This window comes from Acidithiobacillus sp. IBUN Pt1247-S3 (assembly GCF_041146875.1).
Taxonomy (GTDB): Bacteria; Pseudomonadota; Gammaproteobacteria; order Acidithiobacillales; family Acidithiobacillaceae; genus Igneacidithiobacillus.
The window spans coordinates 104734-124772 of sequence record NZ_JBFRXP010000003.1 but is presented as its reverse complement, the minus strand read 5'-3'; the positions used below and the strand labels follow the sequence as shown (position 1 = coordinate 124772).

The window sequence follows — 20039 nt, the reverse complement described above, 5'->3', positions numbered from 1 at the left end:
GCGAGCCAATGCACATTGTTTGTCCCCATTGTGGCGCAGTAAATCAGGTCGCCAAGGAGCGCTTGGGGGAACATCCCAAGTGTGGTAAGTGTCACCAAGTGCTCTTTGCAGACCATCCCCCGGAATTGCAAGGGTCTGGTTTTCAACGCTATATCGAGCGCAATGAATTGCCAGTGCTCATCGATTTTTGGGCCCCCTGGTGCGGTCCCTGTCGTATGATGGCACCAGCCTTTGCCCAAGCTGCACAGCAGATGCAAGGGCGTTGCCTCTTTGCCAAGGTCAATACCGAAGCGGATGGGCAGACCGGGGCGCGTTATCAGATTCGTTCCATCCCGACCATGGTATTGTTCCGCGGGGGGCGCGAGGCTGCGCGCCAGAGCGGCGCTATGGGTGCTGCCGATATCCAGCGCTGGTTGGCTGGACAAGGCGTTTGAACATCAGCCAGGAGCTGCGCGGTGGCAAGTGAAAGATTGATTTGTGCAGTTATTCAGACCGTATCAAGCGCTGATCTGCAAGAAAATCTGCAAGCCGCGGCAGGCCTTATCGCCCAAGCCAGCGCTGCTGGCGCGCAGTTGCTGCTGTTACCCGAGAATTTCGCCTACATGGGGTTACGCGACACCGATAAACTTGCGCTCATGGAAGATCAGGGCAGTGGGCCGATCCAGGATTTTCTGGCAGCGCAGGCGGCCAAGTATGGGATATGGCTCTTGGGCGGTAGCATCCCTCTGCGCGCGCCTGACGGGCGCTGCTACGCCAGCCTCTTGGTCTATGACCCGCAAGGCACAGTGCAGGCGCGCTACGATAAAATCCATCTTTTCGATGTCGACCTGGCGGACGGCGAGAGCTATCGCGAATCGGCTACCATCGCGCCAGGATCAAAGCCGATACAAGTCGCCAGCCCATGGGGTTCGATTGGTCTGTCGATTTGCTATGACCTGCGTTTTCCCGAGCTTTATCGCCAGTATGCTGGTGCAACATTCTTGGTAGTGCCGAGCGCCTTTACCGTACAGACCGGCCGTGCGCATTGGGAAACCCTGTTGCGCGCCCGTGCCATCGAGAACCAAGCTTTCGTGCTGGCCGCCGACCAGGGGGGCAAACACGCCAATGGTCGGGACACCTGGGGACACAGCATGATCATCGACCCGTGGGGCCAGGTCCTGGCAATACAAGAAGAGGGCGCCAGCGTCGCGCTGGCTGAGCTGGACATGAGTCAAATAGCAGCCCTATGTGCGCGCCTGCCAGCCCTCAAGCACCGCCGCCTCTGATCCTTCCTCACCACGCGATATAGGCGTAGCCCTTCTGCTGTAGAGTGATCAGCTCGACGGCACCGCTGAACACCGGCGTTGCTTCTGAGATGAGGTCGGCGTTAGTCACCTTGATGGTCTTCATGGTTTGTTCACAGGCGGCAAAAGTGACGCCATACATGTGCAAGCTGGAAACCTGCTCACCGACGAACTTCTCGTAATGCTGGTGGTTTTTTTCCGCTTTGATTAGCAGCCAGATGCCGGGACCAAAGCAATCGATGACGATGTCGACGTCGTTGTTGTAATGCCCAAGCACTACCGCCGCACTGTGTAAAATATCCAAAATATACGCAGGGTCGGATTGGTTGAGTTGAAAGACTACCTTGTTCTTCGATGGGCCCATCATGCCCATACCCATGCCTTGGCCTTGTGCCGCTACGGCCACTGCCGATGCCGCGCCAGCGGCAACTAAGCCGCTGAGAAAGCGGCGACGTGAATGGTTTTTGTCCTCGGCCATGCTATTCTCCTCTTCGATATCGATTGGCTCCCATAGATTAGCAAATTCTGCGCCTGGGGCTGGGTTTTTGGGGATTGTGGCGGGGAGCGCATATGCGGCAGTTCAATCGCGAATTTTTTCGCGATCTTTGGCAAATCAGTAAGCCTTATTGGATAAGTTCGGATGATCGGTGGTTGGCGCGCGGAGTCTTCGCCCTGATCATTGGCCTCAATCTCTTCATGGTCTTTATCTCGTACCGTATCACCCAGTGGTATGCGGTTTTTTGGAATGCCGTGCAACACTATCAGGCGAGTTCTGCCTGGCAGCAGATCATTGTCTTTTGTGGCTTGGCTACTGCTTACATCGTTGCTGCTGTATCGCAGAGCTTCTTTACCGAGATGCTCGTCATTCGTTGGCGGCGCTGGCTGACGCACTCCTATCTTGATGCCTGGCTGGCCCGTCGTACCTACTACCACATGCAGGTGCTCGGCGATGGTACCGATAACCCCGACCAGCGTATCAGCGAGGATCTGGCCAGCTTCACCAATCAGACCTTAAACATCGTCATCGGCCTGTTTAGTTCGGTTGTGACTTTGGGCACCTTTATCTTCATGCTCTGGGAGCTGTCGGCGATGATCTGGATCCCCTTGCATGGGCAGACCTTCACAGTGCCCGGCTATCTGGTCTGGGCGGCACTCATCTACTCGGTATTTGGTACGGTGATCACGGCGCTGATTGGGCGTCCACTCATTCGGCTGAATTTTATGCAGGAGCGCTATCAAGCGGACTTTCGTTTCAGCATGATGCGCCTGCGCGAAAACAGCGAGAGTGTCGCCCTCTATGGCGGAGAGGAGCGGGAGGGCGCACATTTCCGCCAGCGTTTTGCCGAGGTCTATGCCAACTTCTGGCGCATTATCTGGCGGAGCATGCGCCTGAACTGGTGGACCTCTGCCTATGGCCAAATTGCCATTATCTTTCCGTTGATCGTTTGCCTGCCTGCCTACTTCGTCAATAAAGAGATTGGTGTTGGTGGCCTGCAGCAGATCATGGCAGCCTTTGCCCAAGTACAGGGGGCGTTATCCTTTATCGTCAGCAGTTACACGACCCTGGCCAACTGGCATGCGGTGGTCGATCGTCTACGCTTCTTTCGCCAGTCCATGGGGGAGGTGCATGAGATTCAAGACAAGCACTACCATATTGAACGAAGAGATGCCGCGCGCCTGGATGTTGCGGATCTGAATGTACGTCTGCCCGATGGACGAGATCTGGTACATGGACTCCATTTGCAGGTGGCGCCTAGTGAGCATGTCCTCATCATGGGTGCCTCCGGTAGTGGCAAGAGCACCTTGATTCGTGCCTTGGCGGGCATTTGGCCGTACGGCGATGGCTCGGTGGGTTTGCCTGCATCCCAACGGCCACTATTCCTGCCACAGCGCCCCTATCTGCCCATGGGTACGCTGCGCGATGTGTTGGTCTACCCCTATGGGCTCGCTGATAGTGGTGACCAGGTGCTCACCGAGGCACTGCAACTGGTGGGTATGGGCGCCTTGGCGGGGCAGCTAGAGGAAACGCGACTCTGGTCCCACACCCTTTCCTTGGGGGAACAGCAGCGGCTTGCCTTTGCCCGTATTTTGCTGCAAAAACCGCGCTGGATCTTTTTGGATGAGGCGAGCTCTGCCCTCGATGAGCGGGCAGAGGGGGAACTGTATCGTCTGCTCGCAGAGCGGCTACCAGACTCTGCTATCATCAGTGTGGGACACCGCTCGAGCCTCTGGCGCTATCATTCGCGTTGCTTGCGGCTACTGGGCAAGGGCGAGTGGCGTATGGAAGATGCTGCGAGCGGTGACGAGGCGCAACTGGCCTTTGGTCCTTTCTCGCCCGCATAGATTTTTACAGCAAGAGGAGACGCAAACGATGGCTATGACCGGATTGGATTTGCCCCTGGGTACCTCGTTGCCAGACTTTACGCTGCCCGTAGGTGGCAAGGAGGGCAACTGGTCGACGACGCAAGCGAGTGGCAGGCCGCTATTGGTGCTGTTTATCTGTAACCACTGCCCGTACGTGATTCACATTGCTGACAAGTTAGGGGAGTTGGCGAAGGGCTGGCAACACGAAGGACTGGCGGTGGTAGCGATCAACAGTAACGACCCCGAGACCTATCCCGATGACGCACCCGAAAAGATGCCGGCAGAAGCGACACGGGCAGGCTATGACTTTCCCTATTTGTTTGATGCTGATCAGAGCGTGGCCAAGACCTTTCGCGCTGCTTGTACGCCGGACATTTTCTTGTTCGATGCTGCGGGGAAGCTCTTTTACCATGGCCAATTTGATGCTGCTCGGCCCAAAAATGATGCGCCGGTAACTGGCAGGGATCTGGATGCCGCGGTACATGCGGTACTTGCGGGTCAAACATCACCGAGTGATGTACAGCCCTGTATGGGCTGCAGTATCAAGTGGCGGCCCGGTAACGAGCCGCAGTGAGCCTTCAGTACAGAAGCTGATGGAAAACGGCTTTGCGGAACAAGGCAAAGCCGCCGCCTCCGCGCCGCCCGGCATTGCGCAGCCTCAGCAAACGCTTCTGAAGATCGCGTTTGATGCGCTCGCGCTCTTGGGTGGCCATAAAGGAATGATAGCTCGGGTAGTTCCGTACCCGTCGTAGAGCTGCCAATAAATTCGCCCGATTGTCCATGCTTGCACCTCATTCGTATCTCTATGTAGATGGTTAGCAATTTTCGGGCCAAAATAATTACATTATTATATTCAATATGTTAAAAACAATCCCTCGCGCTAAAATCCAAGATTTGTCGTATTTGCACGACAATGTAGCGTTAGCGGCGCCGGAATGCGTCCACGATGAGCATCACTGCCCCAATACTGATGGCGCTGTCGGCAATGTTAAAATAGGGCCAGTAGAGATTGCCCCAATGCACGCCAATGAAGTCCACTACGTAGCCCAAACGGATGCGGTCAATGAGGTTGCCTAGCGCGCCGCCGAGGATCAGGGCGAGGGCAATAGCGGTCCAGTGCGCTCCGGGTTTCAGGCGTCGCATTATAGCGACGAGCACTACCGCAACGAGTACGGCAATGCCAATCAGCAGCCAACGCTGCCAACCCCCAGCACCGGCAAGAAAACTGAAGGCGGCACCGGTATTGTGTACGAGACGAAAGTTGAGGATGCCGGGGATGACGATAATCCCTTGTCCAACCCGCCAGATATGGCTGAGCCAGAGTTTCACCCCTTGATCGAGAAGGATGACTACGACGCTTAACCAGAGATAACGCAGCATCAGCAATACTCCCTCATTTCACCAGTGCCCGCGACATTCTCTGCACAGCGGGCGCAGATCTCTGGATGTTCGGCGTGGCTGCCGATGTCTTCGCGGCGGTGCCAGCAGCGGGGACATTTTGTGGCATCATACGCGGCCACGGCGATCTGCAAGCCAGGAATGATCTCTTCTGTCCCTGGAGCCAACTCTCGCAGTTGCAGGTCGGAACAGAGCAGCAGGAAGCGTAATTCGGCGGCCATAGGTTGCAGAAGCGCCTGCCAGTCGGCATTGGCATGCAATATCACTTGCGCGTCCAGGGCGGAGCCGATTTTCTTCTCTTGCCGCAAGGGCTCGAGCGCAGCATTTACCGCCTCGCGCAGGGTCAGCAGGCGCTGCCAGCGTCCGTCCAGGGCGGGATCGCTGGTTTCGGCAAAATCCGGATAGCAGGCAAAAAAGACGCTATCGGCACTACGCCAGGGTAGCTGTTGCCAAATCTCCTCAGCCGTGAAGCTGAGGATAGGTGCCATCCACACGATAAGTGCGTCGAGCATTTTGGCGAGCACCGTCTGCGCTGAGCGCCGCGCCCGCGATTGTGCCTGCGTGGTGTAGAGCCGATCCTTGAGGACATCCAGATAGAGTCCGCCGAGATCGATGGAGCAGAAATTGTGCATGGCCTGCACCACACGATGAAACTGGAATTGCTCGTAGGCCGTACGGATCTCTTGTTGCACTGCCGCACAACGCCTCAGCATCCAGCGATCCATCTCTAACAACGCGTTGGTATCCAAGGCATCGCTGCGCGGATCGAAGTCGGCGGTATTGCCGAGGATGTAGCGGGCGGTATTGCGAATCCGGCGGTAGCTCTCGCCCAAGCGCTGCAGAATACCATCAGAGATGGGGATCTCGCCGCGGTAGTCTTCCGAAGCGACCCAGAGGCGCAGGATGTCTGCGCCATAGCGATCGATGATTTCCTGCGGCGCGATGACATTGCCAACGGACTTGCTCATCTTGCGGCCTTCGCCATCCACCGTGAAGCCGTGCGTTAAGACCGCTTGGTAGGGCGCGCGCCCACGGCTGGCAACCGATTCGAGCAAGGATGACTGGAACCAGCCGCGATGCTGGTCCGCGCCTTCCAGGTACAGGTCGGCAGGGCTGTGCAGTTCCGTTCGCCGCTCGAGGACAAAGGCATGGGTGGAACCCGAGTCAAACCAGACATCGAGAATATCAGGCACTTTGTTAAATTCGCTGTGATCGCAGGCGGCACAGTGATGCTGTGTGGCACCGAGGAAATCGCTGTCTGCACCCGCAAACCAGGCATCGACGCCGCCTTTCTCTACCGCAGCGGCAATGCGCTCGAAGACGGCAGCATCGCGTAGCGGCTCGCCGCACTGTTCGCAGGCATAGAGGGCCACTGGCACGCCCCAGGCGCGTTGGCGGGAGATACACCAGTCGGGGCGCTTGCGTACCATGTCGGCAATGCGCTCTTCGCCCCAGGCAGGAATCCAGCGCGTTTGGGTGATCGCTTGCAGGGCCTGCGCGCGTAGTTCGTTGCGCTCCATGCTGATAAACCACTGCGGCGTGGCGCGAAAGAGCAGGGGAGTTTTGTGGCGCCAACAATGGGGATAGCTGTGCTCAAGTTTTTCCTGATGGACTAGGCGGCCACGCTCATGCAGCAATGCAGGTACGGCACGATTCGCCTCGGCGGTCGATAGCCCGGCAAGCCCGTCGTCCAGATCGTCGCGGTAGCGGCCATTGCCTAACAGCGGGCTGTCGATGGGCAAATGATAGGCTTGTGCGACCAGGTAATCCTCTACGCCGTGGGCTGGAGCGGTGTGCACGCAGCCAGTGCCGGCATCCAGGGTTACATGCGTACCAAGAATGACGGGAACGCTACGAGTCTGGAAGGGGTGGCGTAGGCGCAGCCCCTCCAACGCCCGGCCGCGCACTGTGGCGAGCGGATCCGTAGCGGGATGGCCGTAGCGGGCCAGGGCAGATTCCGCCAGATCTGCCGCCAGTACGAGCAAGCGAGACCCGGCCTGCAGCAGCACATATTCATAATCAGGGTGTACGGCCACCGCCTGGTTTGCCGGCAGGGTCCAGGGCGTGGTCGTCCAGATTACGATCTCCGCTTCGGCGTCGAGCCTGGTAAGGTGCAAACGCTGCGCCAAATCGTTGGCGTCTTCAACGAGGAAACCCACGTCGATGGAGGGATCACTACGATCGCGATACTCCACCTCGGCCTCGGCCAAGGCGCTGCCGCAATCCACACACCAATGCACAGGCTTGGCACCGCGATACACCTGCCCCTTGAGGGTGAGTGTGCCCAGTTCGCGGAGGATGTCGGCCTCGGCAGTGAAGTCCATGGTACGGTACGGATGCTCCCAGTCGCCAAGGATACCGAGGCGAATGAAGTCGGCCTTTTGCCCCTCGATCTGTTCTGCCGCATAGTCACGACAGGCCTGGCGGAAGGCTGCGGCACTCAATTTCTCGCCCGGACGTCCCTGGGTTTTTTCGACCTGAATCTCGATGGGCAGACCGTGGCAGTCCCAGCCGGGTACGTAAGGAACGCGCATACCTTCCACCAGGCGTGACTTATTGATGATGTCTTTGAGCACCTTGTTGACGGCATGGCCAATGTGGATCTTCCCGTTGGCGTAAGGCGGGCCATCATGAAGAATAAAGCTCGGTGCATCAGCACGAGCCTGCAGAAGACGTTGGTAAAGGTCCAGCTCCTGCCAGCGCGCCAGATGCTCCGGCTCGCGCTGGGGCAGCTTGCCCTGCATGGGGAAATCGGTTTTGGGAAGATTTAGAGTGCTTTTGTAGTCCATGGGCTTTCGATGATATGCGTTGAAAAAAATTGACGTACGTTTTGCACGTCGTTCTGTATGGCGGCAATCAAAACATCGAGATTGGGGTATTTTTCTTCATCCCGCAACTTGTGCAGCAGCTCAACGCGCACCTGTTGGCCATAGAGATTGGGGGAACCGGCATCAAGACAGTGAGCCTCCAGGACCAGGCTTTTGCCATTGACAGTCGGGCGCAGGCCAATACTGATAGCGGCATTCCAGTTACCAAGGGAACTGTAGAGTCGGCCAGCGAAGATACCGCGCAGAGGCAGGGGGCGATACTCTAACGGTAAATTTGCGGTAGGGAAGCCTAACTCGCGCCCGAGTTGATCGCCGCGACGTACTCGCCCACAGACTGCATAGGGGCGACCGAGCCAGCGCGCTGCTTGCGCAAGATCGCCCATTTCCAAAAACTGCCGGATGCCAGTACTGCTAACCCGTTGTCCATCAACGAGATATGGCGCCTGCTCATGCACGACAAAACCATGCTTGCTGCCCATCCGTTGTAGTAAGGTAAAATCGCCACGGCGCCGTGCGCCAAAACGGAAATCATGACCAACAAAGAGCTCGCGAACGTGCAGGCGTTGTACCAGGATTTGTTCGACAAAGTCCCCCGGCGACAAGGCCGCGAGAGCAGAATCAAAACGAGCGCAGATGGCTTGGTCTGCCCCGTACTGCAACAGCGCCTCGGTCTTCTCGCGCAGGCTGCTGAGGCGATTAGGCGCCTTGGTTCCGAGAAAGAGTTCGCGTGGCAGCGGTTCGAAGGTGAGAACGGCTCGCGGCAAGCCGCATCCTGCCATGCTGGCAAGGAGCTGTTGGTGCCCCAAATGGACGCCATCGAAATTACCAATGGTCACAGCCTGCGCCATTGCCATCTCTTGCCGAGGCAGCGGGTAAAGACGGAAGGGCTGGGTCATGGATGATTTCGGAATTCCGGGCCAAAAACCGCTGTAGTGTACCCGAATACCTGGTTCAGCGTCGACGTAACTGACGCAGTTCTGGTAAGCGCATTGCCCAGAGAAGAAAAAGGTAGAGTAGGGCACTGCTGCCGATGAGTGGTAACAAGTGCGCAATCCGTTCGCCTGCGGACCAGCGCAGCCATTCGCTCGTGGAACCGCGAAAGAGGAACAAGCCGAGGCCCAGAGCGAAAGCGCTGATGCTGGTTTTCAACAGAAAATTTCGCCAACCAGGGCCGGGACGATAGATCTCGTCCCGCCACAAACGACGGCCCAACAATGTGGCATTTCCTAGTGCCGCAATCGTTGTCGCGAGAGATAGGCCGAGCTGGTGTAAGGGCCAGGCGAGGATGAGACTGATGATGATATTGATCCCCACGCTAATGATTCCGAAACGCATGGGGGTTTTGGTATCTTGGCGTGCGTAAAATGCTGGCGCAAAGACGCGCGCGGCGATGATGGGGAGAATGCCCAGGCCATAGCCGAACAGGCTCAGATAGCTTTGCTCCATGTCCTGGACACTATAGGCGCCATAGCGAAACAGCGTGATCAGGAGTGGTTTTCCCAGCAGGATCAAGCCGACTGTAGCGGGCAGAGCGATGAGCCAAGTCCAGCGCAAGGCCCAATCCAGCGTGCGAGGAAACTCCGCCGTTTTGCTCTGCCGGGTGAGCGTGGGAAGGACAACGGTCCCGAGCGCTACGCCAAATACGCCCAAGGGAAATTCCACCAAACGATCAGAGTAGTAGAGATAGGAAACGACGTTGGCTCCGACCAGTGACGCCAATACGGTGTTGATGAAAAGATTGATTTGCGCAGCGGAGGCGCCCAACGCCGCTGGCCCGAGAAGACGTAAAGTGCGGGCGACTCCGGGATCGCTGCGGCGCAAACGCGGCCAGTGCAAATGGCCGACACGATAGAGGGCAGGTATTTGAAAAAGAAGTTGCGCGATGCCACCAAAGATCATTCCCCAGGCGACCGCAATTACTGGCTGTGCAATGTGGGGTGCCCAAAAAATTGCGGCGGCAATGATACCGAGATTGAGGAATACCGGGGTGAAAGCCGGTACCTGAAAGCGTCCATAAGTGTTCAGCACACCGCCAGAGAGTGCAACGAGGGAAACAAGAAGGAGATAAGGGAAGGTGATGCGGGTGAGGAGAACAGTCAGTTGGTACTTGGCCGGGTCTTGCGCGAAACCAGGAGCGAGTAGATAGACGAGAATGCCCGCACCAAAAACCCCTAACCCGGTGATTATTAGTAGTGCGAGAAGAAGCCAGCCGGCAATATCGGCGACGAAATCTTTCGTCTCTTTCTCGCTTCGTTCCCGGACATACTCTCCGAGCACCGGCACGAACGCTTGCGAGAATGCCCCTTCACCGAATAGTCGGCGAAAGAGATTGGGAAGCCGTTGGGCAACAAAGAAGGCATCGGCGGCCATGCCGGCACCAAAAAGATGCGCAAGAATCACATCTCTGGCGAAGCCGAGTAGTCGCGATAAAAAAGTGTTGCTAGCTACCCTGGCGACGTTGCGCAGCGATAAGCTCATTTTTGGGAAATGCGCATGTGACCGCCGCTAATTTGCCGACGGTCATTGGATCGTCAGTTGGCCAGGATTTGTTGGGCCTCGCCCATGGCCTCGAGAGCAGCCTTGTTGTTGCCCAATGCGCTATGGATCTTGCCAAGGGCGAGAAGCGCTGTGGCGAGCAATTCACGCATTTCAAAGCTGAACTGCTTGCCGAGCCGTTCCTGCAAGCTGCGCATGGTGGCAACGACGCCTTGTGCATTCGTAGATGCCTGCGCCAGTTTCCCCTGCTCCAGAGCTAGTTCAGATTCTTGCAGCTGCATAGAGGCGGCTAGTTGTTGTACATGGGGAGGCAGCGCGTCGCCGAACTTGTGCTCCAGCTCCTGTAATATAGGGTGTGCCGATGCCAGGACCGTTTCTGCCTGCGTATACAAGCCTAACGCGCTGAGTAGTTTGGCGTATTGCAATTGTGCAAACCCAAGTTGGGCATAATGGGCACTGGTGAACTGATCGGCCAAATGCGTGCGAATCTTTTGCCAGCTTTCAATGCCCTCTTCGGTAATTCGCTGTCCGTCTTCTTCTTTCCCCAGTTGAAAGAACATATTGCCTTTCTGGAGCAGGGCGCTGGCACTGATTACCTGCAGTGTCCACGATGCTTCTTCCGGCATACTGCGCATGGCATGGTCGCTCAACTCGTGAGCTCGCTCTAGGTGCGGCAATGACTCGGTTAGACTTCCCTCGCTCGCATACAGATTGCCGATGCAGAGGGCTAGGCGGGCACTAAGTTGCAGGAGTTCGAGTGGGGCATGTTCAGCCAATTTTTCATGTAGCCCGTTGAGTATATTGTCTGCAGACTGGTAGTCCTCAACAGCCTGGTTACTGTCTTGTCCAGCTGCGGCTAAACCACGAATCATGTAGGCCTGGGCAAGGTCCATACCCAAGCGCGGCCGACTGATTTTCCCTGCCTGCTGTATGTTTGTGAGAGCAGTGATCGCCTCGGCCGCGACATTGCTGGCATTGCTATCTCCCAGCGCGAACATTGACCGAGTCTTGCCAAGGAGGGCGCGAGCACGAATATCTAGCGCCTTTGGCGTGGCAGCATCAGCCTCCGGCAACTCATTCACCGTCGCCAGGGATTGGCTATAGTAATCAATGGCATCGCGGTATTCTTCTGTTTCGGTGAGAACCTCTGCTTTGCTGCAGAGTACCGCCGCTAGATCGATGCGCGCACTGATTCGACGTGGACTGCTAAACCGCGCAGTACTTGGCACCAATCCGGCGAGTGAAGACGAACTTTGCTGAGGCTGCTCTTCTGACATCTTGATCTCCTGGGAGAGTCCAACGCTTTGTGGGAGAAGTGGGGTAGCGGGGGCTTGTTGCTCCGTTTTTTCGGGCAAATCTTGCTCGAGTGTTGCGATAACGGCTGGAGGTGGCAGATCGGGTGGGCGTTGCTGGGTGTTGCCTTCCATCTCTAGCAGCGAAGGAGTGAGCAACTGCTCTGCCGCGTCTCCCGCAAGCCCTGGTTTGATCGTTCCCTGCTCCGCGCTTTCTTCATCTGCACTGGTGTGCGGCGAATCGGTCATGGGTTCCTCGCTAAGCTGGGTAGTTGTGTCGATCATCGCACAATTCGCCTCTGGAGCGGAGGAGAAATTTGCCTGATAGGGAGTCGTCATGCTTAAGAGAGTAGACACCCCAATTGGTAGTGCTTTAGGGTTGGATCCAACAACTTCCATAGGTTCTGAATCCCGTTCGCTCATTTCTGAATCTTCCGTGATGGTGAGGTGAAGGTGGTGGTCTTGCTCTGGATCCACGCGCCTTTCATCATGGGCGCCAAGTATAGGCGAGATCAGTTTCAGTGGGGTTGTAACCGCTTTACCTTGCGCGCAGAAATAAAGGGCTCTCACGTATTCTTCTTGTTGCCGTGTTAGGAGTAGCCGCGCCGCAACGAGAAGGCCGAATTGTCGATTTAAATGGTTTTCTCGTCTAACAATGAGGGCAGTGCTTTCTATTTCACCACAATTAGGGATAGAAAGCTCGACCAGTACGATTTCACCGACAGCAAGATCGACTTCGTTGACCAAAAAACCCAAGCCGGTGTAACTAAAGTCGCGCAGCCATCCATGGATTACTTGGAGATTTCTGCGTCGGATGAGAATTTCTGTCTGCAGATGGACGCGATCGTTAAATCTTTTTTTTCTCCAGTGTACTAGGCTTGGCGCCTGAAACAGGAATGCCCCATTTTTTATGTTTGAAAATTGAGAAAAAAAGCTAGATATAAAATTTTTACTGTCTATGCAGATTAAGCTTCTTTCATAATTTTTGCTAAGAACATCGTCTTTTGGGGTGAAGAGGATTTTTTCATCCGCACATTTTTGGAAAATAAAAATACTTCCGTTATCGCTCTCATCTTCAGAAAAAATAATGCTGGTCTTGTTCGGGTCTTTGCAAATGTCAGACGGATCGCGAAAACCGACCGAGGAAAAATCATTGATGAGGAGCTGATGGTAAAGTTGGAGTTCCAGCCCTGAGCGTGCAGGTAGCATGTTGCGCAGATCAAGCGGGCTGAAATTCGGCATGTCTATGAATTTTGGTGATGTGATTGGTCGTCAGTCGGAGATTTCCCACACTCCCTGAGGGCCGAACTTAGCATGTTCAAGTTTTCTTGGCTAGCGATTTTTATCAAGTCAGTAGCCATGTCTAGCGTGTGAGCTGCCAGTACGACAGCGAGGAGACTGAGGGCTCAGCGAGCAGCACGCGGTAGACGATTGCGTTGCTCAGTACCGCCAAAACGTAGTCGCGGGTCTGCTGGTAGGGAATATTGGCCGCAAAGATCAATCCGGCCCATTTGCTATCACTAATGGGAATCTGCGCCAACCAGCGATTTACCGCACCGGGTCCGGCATTGTAGGAGGCGGCAAGGAGCAGGGGGGAGTCGCCAAACTGGGAGCGCAGATAGGCTAAATAGGTGGTGCCAATTTGAATATTGCCGTTGCTACTGTGGAGATCGGCGTTTGCAGTTTGCGGATAGTGGCTCTGCACCCAGGCCGCCGTGCCAGGCATGACCTGCATAATGCCCTGTGCCCCTGCAGACGAGCTGATGCCCGGCGCGAATCCAGACTCTTGCCGAATCACACCGGCGACGAAGGAGGGCGCAAGGGCATTGGCCGCTGCACTCGCGACAATCTCTTGGCGATATGGGAGAGCATAACCTTGCTGCCAGTCGCCATCATCAGCGACATCTGTACTGGCATTGATGACTAATAACCACGCCTGATTCTGCGCGGCTTGGCGGGCAGCAGCGCGAATAGCGCTGGCGTCAGGTAAAGTCTCGAGATACTGCCCCCATTCCCACAAGGCATCGAAATACAGCCCTAATTGATAGAGTTTCAGTGCACGCCGCAGACCGCTATTTTGGGCGGTTACATCGACTGGTTGCGCGAATGCCTGCGCTACAAGCTGGGTAGGGCTCTGGGTGCGTGCTGGAAGACGCATAGCTTTGCCAAGGGCGGCCGTCGCTAATTGCCCATAGGCATCAAAGGGGGAGGCAATCTGGGTCCAAATCTGTTGTGCCGACCGGCTATCCCCACTTTGCTGTAGGGCTAGGGCTTTCCAGAATTGCCATTGGCTTTTTTGCGCCTCATCTGCGGGTAGGCGGTGCACGGCTGCGAGAACCAGGGGCCAATTCTGTTGCAGCAAAGCCGAGCGCACCATCCAATGGAGTGCGTCGGCGTTGGGCCGGTAGCTTGGGTCGGCGTTCACCGCAGCCTGATACCAAGCGACTGCGTTACTGGTTTGGAAACGGCGTGCCGCTTGTTGCGCCGCACTATAGCAAACAGATGCGCGCTGCGCGGGTGAAAGCCCGGGCAAGGATTCGCTTTTTGCTACAGCCAGCGCGGGATCACTGGACAATAAGCCGAGCAGAGCGAGGTGCAGCAGTTCCGCGCCCGTGCGCGTGCCATATTGCGGTACTGCGTTTACACCCTGACCTGCCAGCCAAGCAGCGGGGCTCTGCACAATGCTTGTCAAAGCCACTGCGGCGTTACCCGGAAGAAAATTGGCTAGGGAGGTGGCGCTGTGCAAATGCTGTCCACGGATCATGTCCGCCAGTTTGTGCCAGAGAAGCGTCTGCGAAATTTGGCCCTGGGCGAGGGCATTCTGTGCCATTCGATTGCAAGCGCCATTGCTCGCTGCAGCTGCCTCCCACAGAGCCGACGGATTACCTAGTTGCATTAGGGGGTTGCGTGCTGCGTAGCAACGTACGCTGATGTTTTTGGGAGCTGGCCCGGCTTGATACACCTGTGCGAAATTTTGCCAGTCCTGCCGTTTTCCTAATTCCAACAACCACTGACGGCGTAACAGGAGATACGCGGCGCCATGTGGGAATTCGTTGGCGAAGGCCTGGAATTGCGCTGCTTGCAACGTCTGCAGACGCGGCTGTAGGGACCAATAGGCGACCCACGGACCCATGTAGGTATTGGCAAGCTGCGGGAGTGCGGCCGCCGCGGGTTGGTAGTTGCCCTGCGCGAAGGCGTCGGCGGCATTCTGTAGCAACTGGTCTTGTTGTGTGCTGAGGGCGCCGTGGGCGAAGCTGGAGAGGAGTAGCAGACCTGCCCCAAGCCAATGACGCAGTCGCATGGGTTTTACTTTTGTTTGAGGTGTAACCAGCGCCCGAGGTGCTTGCTGAGCGATTCACCGCGGCGGGGATGGTCTTCGGCCAACGGTCCGACATGTAAGTTCAGAGGCTCACAGTGGTCTTTGCCATGGCAGATAACCCCGTGGGACTCGCAAGAGGCCCCCGCCTGCTGCAGGACCGCGACCATGTGTTCTTCGAGCTCTGCCCCACAACGGCCATCATATTGGATCAGGGCGAGGGCCTTTTCGGGAATATAGTCGATATGGCCGCCGAGCTTCTCGAATTCTTCCAATCTTCTGCGAGCCTCTGGGGTGACGCCATGCATGGCTCCACTGATAATGAAGCGGTCAGGTCGTTTGCTGCTCGGTGTGCTCATGACTTCCCTCGACGGCGTCTTGGTGTTCTTCCCTCAATGCGTTAGATGATGCCACTAAGCACGCTGAGAGGGAAGGCACTCAAGCGCGGGTAAAGATGCGGCTGAACAAAAAGAGTAAGGCGCCTTGCCCACCAACAAAGAAGCTCAGCGGCCAGTTGGACCAATAGGAGAGGGCGATGGACGACCAGCTCAGGAGCTCCGCCAGGGCGATAGCGAGGAGCCACGCTTGGTACGGGCGGCTCGATAGCCGTTGTGCGGCAGCAGCGGGACTTACCAAGAGGGTGAACACAAGGAGGGTGCCGACTATGGGGACAGCGGCGGCGCTCACCAGGGCCAGCAAAACGAGAAAAAACCACTCCATGCCGGTGTTGGAGATCGCGCGGGCGCTGGCGAGCTCGGCTTGACTGGATTGTAAAAGCAGTGCCGGGAAACGCCAGAGAAGCAGCAGTACAACTGCGATGGCAAGCAGGGCCAGGGGCAGGATACTGGCGGCAGAGATCCCCAATACCTCGCCAAAGAGCAGGCCGTAGACCCGCGCTGCATATTCCCGGCCCAGGCTCAGAAAGAGTCCGCCGAGGGCGAGAAAGGTGCTGAGCAGCAAACCCATGGCCACGTCGCGACGCCCAAGGCGAGCAAAGACACGAAGAAAAATTACCCCGAGGATGGCAAAGCCGCCTAGGCCCCAGAGTGGGGTAAAGCCAAACAAGGTTGCCAACGCCCCGCCGGGAAAGGCGGCCAGAGGCAGGGCGTGAGCGGCAAAGGCGCTGCGTCGCAGAACGACGAAATAGCCCAGGCTTCCGGCGGCAATGGCGAGCAAGGTGGCGGCAATCCAGGTGTGCAGGAGGTAGCTGGAAAACATCAGAACTTGGCCTTGCGCATGGGTCCGATGGCAGCACTGGCCAGATAGAAAAGTAGAATTAGGGTTACTACAAAAAAGCTCACTGGCCAGCTGGCGCCATCCGACCAGTAATAGCTGATGAAAGCGAGATAAATTCCACCAAACACGGCAATGAGCGCGATCCCTTGGGCGTAGAGGAAACTCTGCCAGGGTTTGCGGGCAAGGCGCAGGGCACTTGCCGCCGGTCCCAGCAGTAGCGCCGTGGCGAGAATGACGCCAATGGAAAGGGCCGATAAGGCAGCGGCGCTGCCCAACAGGAGCAGATACAAGAGTTCCAGGCGACGCACGGGCAAACCCGCTGCGCGTCCCAGGTCAGGATCGGCAGAAATCAGTAAAAAAGGGCGATAGAAGATGGAGATTAAAGTGATGGCGATGACAACGAGAATGACAGTTGGCCAGAGCAATTGTGGCGCCAGCGTAAAAATCGACCCAAACATGACATCGACGGTCGCGCTGCTGGCTTGGGTGCTGGTCACGTCCAGGTATAAAAAGAGGGCAGAAATGCCCAGCGCACAGCCAAGCACGATGCCGGTGGCCAGGTCGCGTTCCCGCGCCTGCCGCAGACCTAAGGCGCCCATGGCCAGGGCAGCGATCCAGGCCATCGCCAAAAATCCCCATAGGGCTGAAATGCCGAGAAATATCCCGATTGCGCCGCCAGCACTACTGCTGTCTCCCAAGGCATGGCCAGCGAAGCTGTGCTGGCGAAGCACCGTGAAGATGCCCATGCTGCCATTCAGCACAGCCGCGAGGGCGCCCATCCACAGTGCGGTCTGTACCGCGGAATTCTGCAAGAAACTGGCGAGATGCAGGGGGTCAGTCATCGTGATTGAGATGTTCGTGGGCATGGCAAGGAATCTCCAGCCCCTGTTGCGGATCTTCCGGTAATACGAGAAGGCGCCCGCGATGCTGTAATATCTCTACTGGATAGCCATAGAGCGGGTTCAGTACTTCGCTCCGTACCACCTCCTGCACGCTGCCCGCAGCGGCGCGTCCATCGACCAGATAAACCAAGTGGTCGAGTACGGGTAGTAGCGGATTCATGTCATGTGCAGTGACCAAAACGCTGATACCTTGCTCTTGTGCAAGGCTGGCGAGCAGGCGCACCAGGCGGCTGGCGCTGGCAAAATCGAGATTGGCCAAGGGTTCGTCAAGGAGTAATAAGCGTGGCCGACGGGCCAGGGCGTGGGCAATTACGGCACGCTGTTGTTGACCGCCGGAGAGCATCCCTACCCGCTGCTCGGCAAAACTCTCCGCCTGCACGGCAGCGAGGGCCTGATTCACCGCATCTCCATCAGGACGCTGCCACCAGTGGCGCGGCATCCGGCCCAGGGCCACCAGGTCACGTGTGCGTAGGGGTACGTAAGGGTCGAAAGCAATTTTTTGCGGGACGTAGCCAACGCGGGAGAGCTGGGTGTGGGCGGGCTTGCCGAGCACCTCGATGCTGCCTTCTTGCCAGGTCTGGATGCCGAGAATGCTGCGCAGGAGAGTGGTCTTGCCCGCCCCATTTTCCCCGATCAAGGCAGAAACACTGCCCGCTCCGAGAGTAAAGGAGATGTCACGCAGTACTTGCCGTCCACCAAGGCGTACCCCCAAATGGGATACTGCTAGTATGGGGTCGGTGATGACAGAGGATGCAGGCATGGGCGCGTACCGATGCAACAGAGTTGCGTACCGTAGAGCGTCGTCCTTCCGCTGTCAAGTACACTCTAATGGTCGCCAAGCCATGCTATGATGGCTTGACTCTCGGGGAGGAAATGATGGCGGCATTTGGTACGAGTGGTTTGCGGGGCTTGGTAAGCGAGCTGACTGACGCCGTGGTGCTCGGCCATGTTGTCGCGTTCCTGGATTACTTACGTACATTGGGTGAGTTTCCTGTTGGTCAGCAGGTCTTTCTCGCGGGAGACTTGCGCCCAAGCACTACAGCAATCCTGGAGGCGGCCTGGCAAGGCGTGCTGAATGCTGGCGGTAGGCCACGTTATTTGGGACGGATTCCCTCGCCAGCCCTGGCCTTTGCCGGTTTTCAGGCTGGGGTGCCGTCGCTGATGGTGACGGGTAGCCATATCCCCTTCGACCGCAATGGCATCAAGTTCAACCGACCGCAGGCCGAACTTAGTAAAAGTGATGAGGCGGGGATACTCGCCGCCTTGCCACCCTTCGATGGCGAAAAATTTACGACTGCGGGTGCCTTGCGCCGGCGCCCCCAGCTAGCCGAAGCCGAAGAGGTAGGGCTGGAGCAATATCGCTGCCGCTATCTCGATTTTTTTGTTGGCCAGCCATTGCGCAATTGGCGGGTCGGCGTCTACCAACATTCGGGTGTCGCCCGCGACTTGTTGCCCGAAATTTTGCAGGTGCTTGGTGCAGAGACGGTCTTGTTGGGGCGCTCAGAAGAATTTGTCCCCATGGATACCGAGGCCCTGCGTCCAGAGGATCGTGCATTGGCCGAAAAATGGGTAGCCGAACACCAATTGCAGGCGTTATTGAGTACCGATGGCGATGCCGATCGCCCGATGCTGGCCGACGAAACGGGGGCTTGGTGGCGGGGCGATCAACTGGGGCAGGTCTGCGCTGCGCTGTTGGCAGCGGAGGGCGTGGTAACCCCAGTTTCCAGTAATACCGGTTTGGAGCGTGGGCAGGGCTTTGCGCGTACCTTGCGCACTCGCATTGGCTCTCCTTATGTGATTGCCGGTATGGACCAACTGCTGGCAGAAGGTTGCGCGCGGGTGGTGGGCTATGAGGCCAATGGCGGTTTTTTGCTCGCCTCGGCGCTGCAAGCGCAGGGGCGCGTACTGCGTCCCCTCCCTACCCGCGATGCCATCTTGCCCATGCTGGCGGCACTCATTGCCGCAGCGAGTGTAGAAAAACCCCTCTCGACCCTTTTGGAAGAATTGCCGCAGCGCTTTACCAGCAGTGATCGGGAGCAAAATTTCCCGACAGAAAAAAGCCGCAGCATGTTGGCGCGATATCAGGACGCTTCAGGCGGACTCGCCGCATTTAATGAGGATTTTGCCTGCCTGGGTTTCGTTGCCATGCAACGGGATCTAACCGATGGGGTACGTATGTGCAGTGCGGCAGGCGAGATCTTGCATTTGCGTCCCTCGGGAAATGCCCCGGAATTGCGCTGTTATGTCGAGGCGGCGACGGCTGGGCGCGCCGATGCCCTGCTCGTGGCGACGATGCAGCAGCTCCATGCCTGGAAGCAAGCCTAATCGATGCGCTGGCGCCGCCGCTCCACGTGGATCTACACTGGCCTGGCCCTCTTTGCCATCGCGCTGTTTTTGATGGTGATGCGGTATTTTGGTGTGGTGTTTGAAACCAACGCCAAGGCGCAACTAGCGTTGCATGGACCGAGTATGGGCGTTGATACGCTATTACATTTGGCCGCTTTTTGTAATTGGGTGCGCTGGCGCTGGATAGCCGATCTTCTTCTCGTTTCTGCGTCGGCTACGATCTTTGGATTAGGTCGCGACTGGTGGATGGCGCGGCACTAACAGACGGAGCAAGTCAGTCGCTGGGGGAGGCGCTGTGGCGAATTGGCAGCAGTGCTTCGAGCATCCACTCAGCCAGGAAAAACAGGCTGCGTACCGCGACGCGAGCAAGATACCAGAGAACCAAAAAACGTAAGACGTAGAGGAGGTAGGGAGCCCAAAACGGTGCGGCGGGAGAGATCGGTGGGGGCAGTAAAAGCGTGCCGCTGGCTGCAGCAATGGCCGCTGCCAAGGCAATGGCCCACAGACGAAATCTCGGCCAGCGCGCTGCTGGCATGGGGATCGCCTCTGTCTCTGCCACGGGCTCTTGCTTTGCCACC

Annotated in this window: 19 protein-coding genes; 6 read left to right on the top strand and 13 right to left on the bottom strand. The window is 57.2% G+C overall.

Annotated features, from left to right (window positions below; all coding sequences use genetic code 11):
• The first annotated feature begins 8 nt into the window (after positions 1–8).
• Together trxC and AB4090_RS03520 are read left to right on the top strand one after the other, a co-directional pair.
• Positions 9–434, top strand: a complete 426-nt coding sequence (trxC, locus tag AB4090_RS03525; protein WP_369572480.1) for a thioredoxin TrxC — start codon at positions 9–11, stop codon at positions 432–434.
• 21 nt (positions 435–455) lie between these two features.
• The gene (locus AB4090_RS03520; protein WP_369572479.1) at positions 456–1265 is read left to right on the top strand and encodes a carbon-nitrogen hydrolase family protein; all 810 of its coding nucleotides are present in this window, start codon (positions 456–458) and stop codon (positions 1263–1265) included.
• 7 nt (positions 1266–1272) lie between these two features.
• Here AB4090_RS03520 and AB4090_RS03515 read toward each other — a convergent pair whose 3' ends face one another.
• Complete coding sequence (locus AB4090_RS03515) at positions 1273–1761, bottom strand: DsrE family protein (protein WP_369572478.1); 489 nt, start codon at positions 1759–1761, stop codon at positions 1273–1275.
• Between the two features lie 92 nt (positions 1762–1853).
• Here AB4090_RS03515 and AB4090_RS03510 point away from each other — a divergent pair, with 92 nt between their 5' ends.
• Positions 1854–3626 carry an ABC transporter ATP-binding protein/permease gene (locus tag AB4090_RS03510; RefSeq protein WP_369572477.1) on the top strand — a complete coding sequence of 591 codons (1773 nt, stop codon included), beginning with the start codon at positions 1854–1856 and terminating at the stop codon, positions 3624–3626.
• A 28-nt stretch (positions 3627–3654) separates the two neighbouring features.
• Positions 3655–4221: a thioredoxin family protein gene (locus AB4090_RS03505; RefSeq protein WP_369572476.1), complete on the top strand. Its 567-nt coding sequence runs from the start codon at positions 3655–3657 to the stop codon at positions 4219–4221.
• 4 nt (positions 4222–4225) lie between these two features.
• Here the strand turns inward: AB4090_RS03505 and AB4090_RS03500 are convergent, their stop codons facing one another.
• The 11 genes from AB4090_RS03500 to AB4090_RS03450 form a co-directional block, all read right to left on the bottom strand.
• Positions 4226–4429, bottom strand: coding sequence for a hypothetical protein (locus AB4090_RS03500; RefSeq protein WP_369572475.1), 204 nt, complete (start codon positions 4427–4429; stop codon positions 4226–4228).
• A gap of 139 nt (positions 4430–4568) precedes the next feature.
• Positions 4569–5027, bottom strand: a complete 459-nt coding sequence (gene lspA, locus AB4090_RS03495; RefSeq protein WP_369572474.1) for a signal peptidase II — start codon at positions 5025–5027, stop codon at positions 4569–4571.
• On the bottom strand, positions 5027–7834 hold the full coding sequence (ileS, locus tag AB4090_RS03490) for an isoleucine--tRNA ligase (protein WP_369572473.1): 2808 nt from the start codon (positions 7832–7834) through the stop codon (positions 5027–5029). The genes lspA and ileS overlap by 1 nt, the downstream gene beginning before the upstream one ends.
• The gene (locus tag AB4090_RS03485; RefSeq protein ID WP_369572472.1) at positions 7813–8769 is read right to left on the bottom strand and encodes a bifunctional riboflavin kinase/FAD synthetase; all 957 of its coding nucleotides are present in this window, start codon (positions 8767–8769) and stop codon (positions 7813–7815) included. Before AB4090_RS03485 ends, ileS begins: the two co-directional genes overlap by 22 nt.
• Positions 8770–8824: 55 nt before the next feature.
• A complete protein-coding gene (gene murJ, locus AB4090_RS03480; RefSeq protein ID WP_369572471.1) occupies positions 8825–10351 on the bottom strand; it encodes a murein biosynthesis integral membrane protein MurJ in 1527 nt (508 codons plus the stop codon).
• A 53-nt stretch (positions 10352–10404) separates the two neighbouring features.
• Positions 10405–12903, bottom strand: a complete 2499-nt coding sequence (locus tag AB4090_RS03475) for a PilZ domain-containing protein (RefSeq protein WP_369572470.1) — start codon at positions 12901–12903, stop codon at positions 10405–10407.
• Between the two features lie 121 nt (positions 12904–13024).
• Entirely contained in the window at positions 13025–14962 is a 1938-nt protein-coding gene (locus tag AB4090_RS03470) for a transglycosylase SLT domain-containing protein (RefSeq protein ID WP_369572469.1), read from the bottom strand.
• Between the two features lie 5 nt (positions 14963–14967).
• Entirely contained in the window at positions 14968–15336 is a 369-nt protein-coding gene (locus AB4090_RS03465) for a hypothetical protein (RefSeq protein WP_369572468.1), read from the bottom strand.
• Positions 15337–15415: 79 nt separating this feature from the next.
• The gene (locus AB4090_RS03460; protein ID WP_369572467.1) at positions 15416–16195 is read right to left on the bottom strand and encodes a metal ABC transporter permease; all 780 of its coding nucleotides are present in this window, start codon (positions 16193–16195) and stop codon (positions 15416–15418) included.
• Positions 16195–17055 carry a metal ABC transporter permease gene (locus tag AB4090_RS03455; RefSeq protein ID WP_369572466.1) on the bottom strand — a complete coding sequence of 287 codons (861 nt, stop codon included), beginning with the start codon at positions 17053–17055 and terminating at the stop codon, positions 16195–16197. The genes AB4090_RS03460 and AB4090_RS03455 overlap by 1 nt, the downstream gene beginning before the upstream one ends.
• Positions 17048–17875 (bottom strand): metal ABC transporter ATP-binding protein, encoded by an 828-nt coding sequence (locus tag AB4090_RS03450; protein WP_369572465.1) that lies wholly within the window; start codon positions 17873–17875, stop codon positions 17048–17050. Before AB4090_RS03450 ends, AB4090_RS03455 begins: the two co-directional genes overlap by 8 nt.
• Here AB4090_RS03450 and AB4090_RS03445 point away from each other — a divergent pair.
• Positions 17866–19440: a phosphomannomutase gene (locus AB4090_RS03445; RefSeq protein ID WP_369572464.1), complete on the top strand. Its 1575-nt coding sequence runs from the start codon at positions 17866–17868 to the stop codon at positions 19438–19440. The genes AB4090_RS03450 and AB4090_RS03445 overlap by 10 nt on opposite strands.
• A 3-nt stretch (positions 19441–19443) precedes the next feature.
• Positions 19444–19722 carry a hypothetical protein gene (locus AB4090_RS03440; RefSeq protein WP_369572463.1) on the top strand — a complete coding sequence of 93 codons (279 nt, stop codon included), beginning with the start codon at positions 19444–19446 and terminating at the stop codon, positions 19720–19722.
• 13 nt (positions 19723–19735) lie between these two features.
• Here AB4090_RS03440 and AB4090_RS03435 read toward each other — a convergent pair whose 3' ends face one another.
• The gene (locus AB4090_RS03435) at positions 19736–20038 is read right to left on the bottom strand and encodes a hypothetical protein (protein ID WP_369572462.1); all 303 of its coding nucleotides are present in this window, start codon (positions 20036–20038) and stop codon (positions 19736–19738) included.
• Position 20039 lies beyond the last annotated feature (1 nt).